This is a genomic window from Laceyella putida, from assembly GCF_042665195.1.
GTDB classification, from domain to species: domain Bacteria; phylum Bacillota; class Bacilli; order Thermoactinomycetales; family Thermoactinomycetaceae; genus Laceyella; species Laceyella putida.
Window position 1 is genome coordinate 46,694 of sequence record NZ_JBHTBW010000011.1, and the last position, 6,000, is coordinate 52,693.

A 6,000-nucleotide genomic window follows, 5' to 3' on the forward strand; every position below is an offset into this window, starting at 1 on the left:
CCAGCCACGACCCCCGCTCTCTTGGCGGTTCCACAGACTTACTCACTTCCTCAACGCAACAATATTCCATAGTTAAGAATATTTATACAAAAGAGCCTCCATCTTGTCAAGGTCCATTCATTGAAAATCGACAAAGAAGCAATGATGGCCGCTTGATTCTTCTTTTGGATGGATATTGTGAAATGGTGCTTCTCGTTTAGTCTGCAAAACAAACAAGTCTACTTTAATGTAGACTTAACAACAAAAAACCTCCCCTAGGAGGTTGGTTAACTACAAGTTATTTCAAAAGTCGTTGATGAGCGCTATAAATAAAATTACTTCTGGCATCTTTTTTTCAAAAAATACCCTTTTTTGATGAAATGATACGAATATACATAATAGATGGATCAAAAATAAAAGGAGGAAAAAGAAATGCAAGAACAACAAACAAACCCGTTGTCTTATCGGTCCCCAAGCGGGTTGGGAACCGCCACTGTGATTTTGTTAAGCATTTACCTGGCATTTTCGATTCTTTTGTTGATCGGCGATGTGATTAAATGGGGTGAGCACATCGGAATGACTGGCCTGACGCTCACCGACAGCGAATGGCTTCGGGCGCAAAGCTTCACCAAAATCGCAAATTTGATGGGAGGAGTGACATTGCTGCCGACGTCCATCGTTTTTTTGATGTGGGTGTACCGCATCCACAAAAATTTGCCCGCGTTGGGGGTCGGACATGCAAGAATGAGCCCGGGCTGGGCCGTCGGTTGGTTTTTCGTGCCTTTTGCCAAGCTGGTGATGCCTTATCTGGGAATGAAGGATGCATGGTATGCTTCATCCCAAAGGATTTCAAAATTAGGAGGGGTCTTATTAAAAAATTGGTGGGCGTTTTGGCTCCTTTTCCAATTTGACAGCCGAAAGATACGTCAAATACTCCATGCAAGTGAGCACCTTGGATGAACTCACCGTTGGAGTCCGATTATCCCTCACTTCCGACCTGCTTGATATCATTTCAACCATTCTAGCAATTATATTGGTAAGGCAGTTGACCCGGCGACAGGAAGAAACCTACCGCACTCTCTCCTCCCGTCCGTCGCCCGAAGACGCTTTCTAGAACGTGTCCGGTAAGTAGTGAAGTAGGACTAGATATTTGACAAACAAAGATGTTTAGTATCTATGAATGAGCATTTTTTATAAGCTCCAAAGATTTGTTCATCCCCCCGATTCGGAAGCTTTTGGGGTAAATACTTCATTGGCTTCTTCTTTATACCTTTTTGGCGCCATGGGGAATTCATCTGCGATGTTCACTGCCCCTTTTTCATTCATCCAATAATATCCGTTTAAGGCAAACAGCGATGTAAGCAAGAAATACAATGAAGTTCACATGGCTAATAAGACAAGGTGACCCTATGTTTAAATAAAGGTCACCTCTCAATAATGAACCTATTTTTGCCTACACTTTCCGTCGGCGGCGCGGCGTTGGCGATGTGACCGGCTTGATATCGGCCCCCGTTGCTAACGGTTTCTCCCCACCCGCAACAACCGCGGTCGGTTCCGCCTGTTTCTGCGGTTGTTTTTCTTTGGTGGCATTCAGGCTTCGCTGCAGCGCCTCCATCAGATCAACCACATTGCCCGCACGCGGCGCGGCCTCCGGCTCTTCCACCTCCTTATTTTGGATCTTGGCCTGAATCAGTTCTTTGAGCGCCTCTTCATAGTTGCTTTTGTAGTCGTCACGAAAAGCCCCACTGATTTCTTCGATCAATCTGGTCGCCATTTGAAGCTCTGCTTCACTCACCTCTGTTGCCGCCATCCCCTCAACGCCGGGAACTCCTTCCACCGCTCGCACTTCCGCGGGATAATGGATGATGTTCATGAGGAGGCAATTCTTGTGGAGGCGGATGACAGCCAAGTGCTCACTTGTGCGAAAGGCGACTTTGGCGACCGCCACCTTACCCGTCTGGTCCATGGCTCGATACAGAAGTTTGTAGGGTTTGCCGCCGTATTCTCCAGGGCCGAGATAATAGGACTTCTCGTAATAGATCGGATCAATGCTCTCTTTGTCTGTAAAGTGAAGAATCTCAATGGTGCGCAATGTGGGCAAAGGCAATTCGTTGATGTCATCGTCCGTTATGATGATATAGTTCCCCGGGGCATACTCATAGCCGCGAATGACTTCTTTTTGCTCCACTTCACGATCACACACAGGGCACCACTTTTTGTACTGAATCGGATGCTTGCACTCTTCATGCAAACTGCGAAAACTGGTCTTATGATCCTCCGTTGCTTTGTACAAACTGACCGGGATATTCACCAATCCAAAACTGATACTCCCTTTCCACATGGATCGCATTGAGGTTATGCTCCTTTACGCTTTTTTCTTATGCTTTCCAAAGTGAAGGGTGTTTTATCACTCGGGGTTGGAACATGTTGGAATACTCTTTCGCATCCACGCCCGTCGTGGAGAACGCCTTCCAAAAAGTGCATTTGGAACTTGCCATCTCCCATGTCACAATAACATATTGGGAGGTTATAACTTATGCTTTTCACTCCGCTTAAACCCATGCTGTTAACTATTCATTTGCATGTTGACCTGGAAGATCCCCGGTATGTATACCAATGCAAAATGGACGGATATCGCGCCCTGTTGCACAAAGGGGGCGACCGGATTGAAATATACACGCGACATGGCAACAAAGTGACAGAAAAATTCCCGGAAATCGTGAAAGCCGCCCGGCAAATGAAAGCGGACGAAGCGATATTGGATGGTGAGCTGGTCGTGTTTTCGGACCAACGGCCGGTTTTTGATCATGTGCGGAACCGGGGACTCCTTTCCGATCCAGGCTCCATTCAGCAAGCTGTCAAAAAATATCCGGCAACGTTCGCTGCTTTCGACGTGTTATATATCAATGGCAATGAACACTTGAAAGAGCCATTGCTGGAGCGCCTGAATCGCTTGGAAGACCTGATCAACCCGTCCAACTCGCTGATTACCGTTCCGCATTTTGAGGACGGCCAGTCCCTATATGATTGGACCCAGAAGCATCATTGGGAGGGACTGGTGTGCAAGGAGAAAAACTCCCGATACCATTTAAACGCACGCAGCGGCGAATGGATCAAAGTGAAGCACTGGCGAACCCTCGACTGCGTCATTCTCGGTTATAAGCTGAAACCCTTTGGAATGGTGGTCGGCGCCCATTTCAAAACAGTGGAAAACAAGCCTTTGGCGTTAGTGGAAAGGGGCTTTCATCCCGAGGAGATCGAAGCTTTTCTGGCAGTGGCCGGGCAGATCCACACCTGGAAAGACCGAACCGGAATTCAGTGGATTGAACCCCGGCTTTGTTGCAAGGTGAAATATTTGGATCGCACGGAAAACCACCAATTGCGCATGGTGCAATTCGAACACTTCCTCATCGATCATCATCCCGCCGCTTGCCAATGGGTCAGCTAGGACGTGTCTGATAAAACTGTCTGCGGCCGTTTTCCCATTCGCTTCACTTGTCCTTCGGCGCTCATCGGGAAAAAGTTTTTCCCCCACCTCCTATCGATCAACTTGATTTGCCAGACACGCTCCAGCCCCCCCTGTCCCCCATCGCATAAATTGACTCATGCAAGGCAACCCTATTCCAAAAGTATATTTGGGCGGTGTTGCGGAAGGTGTTGGAACGGTTGGAGGAATTGAAGGAAAAATCGGAAGGGACCCTCTTTGAGGAATTTGTGGAAGCCCAGGTAGAAAGCTATAAAAAGCAGAAACAAAAAGAACTCAAGAAAGCGAACATCAACAACAAATGGATTGATCACGCTGATGAGCTGTTTAATTTATATGCACAAATCACCGAAGAATTCAAACCGCAAATCGAGCCTTTTGTATCCAAGGTGGAGTTCGTGGATAAGAGAGAAGAAGACGCGCTTGTGATGTTCACGGTCACCAATTTCAAAGGCGAAGCGCACTCTTTGCAATGCGCCGACCTGCACACGCTGGACGACTATGAAAAACTGGAAGACGACGAGTTTGTGGAAACGTTGGATGAAGAGAAGGAAGAAGGTGGCGTGGAGTTTTTTTTCCATCGGGACGAAACGGTTGAGACAGTGAAACACTCCGACATCTTTCATGCGGATGACCCGTCGGCCACCCTCAAAAAAGTGGTGGAACCGCTGATTTTGGAACTCTTTAAGAAATCGTTTGATCTTGAATCCCTCATGCAAAAAGAATCAGACATGGAAGATCATTGACATCGTCGAGCCTTGTAAACAGTGCGTTTTGGTGTATACGGGGTGGTACCGAATCGTCTATTCCACTTCTACTCACTATTGGAAAAGGTGAATATGCTTCCGTTTTAGGTTACATACTTCCACCGTCCACAGCCCGGATATCATACGAGCATGCCGGGCGCACACACAAGCCCCCGTTTCATCGCGAAACGGGGGCTGCTTGTTAAATTCTCTTCAGTTTTGATCTTGGTTCTGGTCTTGGAATTGGCTACGCCAGTTTTTCACTTCCTGTTGGAGCAGGTCTTGGAGTTGTTTGTGGGCTTCGTCCGCTTTGGATTTGTCTACATGGAGGGCTTGGGCCACTTCATCCCACGTTTTCTTCTGTACCTTTAAAGCCAGGACGTCTTCGTAGCTCTTGCCACTTGCTTTGGAAAGAACGGCCGCCGCCACGGCTCCTTCCGGATGGACGTGCGAGTGGTAAAGGGCATTTTGGATGTCTGCCGGAGTGCGTCCCAGATATTTAGCCAAGACATCAAACATCACGGCTGGATGGTTTTTCAGGAAATAGAGTTTCCAGTTGACGCCAGGGAAGCGTTTTTTTAACTCCTGCCACACGTCTTCCTTCTTCAGCTGATACGTGGACAGCACCTCTTGCCAGCTCTGTTTGGACTTGATGGTAGAGATCACATTTGTTAGGGAATGGTTGCTCTTCTTGGCAATCACTGCGACCACCGCCAGCTGACGCGGCGGAATCATTTCCTGCTGCATGATCTTTTTCACATCTTCCGACTTCATGCCGAGATAGGTGCCAATTCTCTCAAGCAGTTTTTCCATGCGTTTATCTTGCACTTCTTTGTGATGCTTGAAGAAACCGGCATGCTTGAACCATCCTTTGCCCTGAAAGACGTCCTGCACGTCAGCGTAGCTCACCTGGCTCGCCCCGACGATGATGCCACCGGCGAGGCCGATGGCCGCTCCGAACGCGATGATTTTTTTGAGAGAAATCATGTCCAATCCCCTTTCTGTTTTTCGGTTGTCTACAGGATATCTGGAAAGTATGACAAAACCATGATACAGATTTGACCCAATCAGGAAAACGGAAGGAAGAATATGACAGCGGTGCCCCGTCCCAGCTCGCTCTCGGCGAGAATGTGGCCGCTGTGCGCCTCTATCCCTTTTCCTAACGAGAAAATTGTGATAGAATATTGATTAGTAAAGCTAATCGCTTCTTTTTTTCAGAATCAAAAGTTGCGTAAAATTATCATTTTGTGCAACTTATACATAAACCCGGAACGAAAGAATCAGGTCTCACGGAGGTGCTAAGCGTGAAAAAAGTTGCGTAAAACTCATCGAGTCCTTTTTTGAGCATCTCGAACAGGAGGGAATGAGTCCAAAAACGATTCGTACGTACCAAAATATCCTTTCGCAATTCGAAACATTCGTTACGAAAAATGGGGGTGACCTGAACAACCTCACCCGAGTCGATATTCAAAGCTATATAAATCACATGGAACAGGAGGGCAAAAAGCCATCGACGATCAACAACCACTTTGCTTGTCTGTCCTCTTTTGCTCGATTCCAGAAAAAGACATATATAATGGAAGGAATTCGTCGACCGGAGGTAAGACGCATCCAAAACATCGCGCCCAAGTCGCTGGATCGGAACGAACGGAACCGACTGTTGCGTGAAGTGGAGAGTGAGGGAAAGCTACGAAACATCGCGATCGTTTATTTTCTTTTGTATACCGGTCTTCGCGTATCCGAACTGGTTGCCTTGAACCAAGACGATGTGACGATGGGAGAACGATCAGG

At 47.4% G+C, this 6,000-nt stretch carries 6 protein-coding genes and 1 other annotated feature (1 of these 7 running past the window's edge); of the genes, 4 read left to right on the forward strand and 2 right to left on the reverse strand.

What is annotated here, in order from left to right; all coding sequences use genetic code 11:
• Positions 1–63 (reverse strand) — a binding site (T-box leader) (it extends 159 nt beyond the left edge of the window).
• Positions 64–411: 348 nt separating this feature from the next.
• Entirely contained in the window at positions 412–939 is a 528-nt protein-coding gene (locus ACFQNG_RS04590; RefSeq protein ID WP_379863690.1) for a DUF4328 domain-containing protein, read from the forward strand.
• A 493-nt stretch (positions 940–1,432) separates the two neighbouring features.
• Here the strand turns inward: ACFQNG_RS04590 and ku are convergent, their stop codons facing one another.
• Positions 1,433–2,329 (reverse strand): non-homologous end joining protein Ku, encoded by an 897-nt coding sequence (gene ku, locus ACFQNG_RS04595; protein ID WP_379863691.1) that lies wholly within the window; start codon positions 2,327–2,329, stop codon positions 1,433–1,435.
• A 186-nt stretch (positions 2,330–2,515) separates the two neighbouring features.
• On the opposite strand from ku, the gene ACFQNG_RS04600 reads away from it, so the two are divergent.
• Positions 2,516–3,427: an ATP-dependent DNA ligase gene (locus ACFQNG_RS04600; RefSeq protein ID WP_379863693.1), complete on the forward strand. Its 912-nt coding sequence runs from the start codon at positions 2,516–2,518 to the stop codon at positions 3,425–3,427.
• 197 nt (positions 3,428–3,624) lie between these two features.
• Positions 3,625–4,209 (forward strand): hypothetical protein, encoded by a 585-nt coding sequence (locus tag ACFQNG_RS04605; RefSeq protein WP_379863694.1) that lies wholly within the window; start codon positions 3,625–3,627, stop codon positions 4,207–4,209.
• 213 nt (positions 4,210–4,422) lie between these two features.
• Here ACFQNG_RS04605 and ACFQNG_RS04610 read toward each other — a convergent pair whose 3' ends face one another.
• Entirely contained in the window at positions 4,423–5,196 is a 774-nt protein-coding gene (locus ACFQNG_RS04610) for a hypothetical protein (RefSeq protein WP_379863695.1), read from the reverse strand.
• A gap of 376 nt (positions 5,197–5,572) precedes the next feature.
• On the opposite strand from ACFQNG_RS04610, the gene ACFQNG_RS04615 reads away from it, so the two are divergent.
• Positions 5,573–6,000: tyrosine-type recombinase/integrase (locus tag ACFQNG_RS04615; protein WP_379863697.1), on the forward strand; the 428-nt coding region annotated here is incomplete at its 3' end.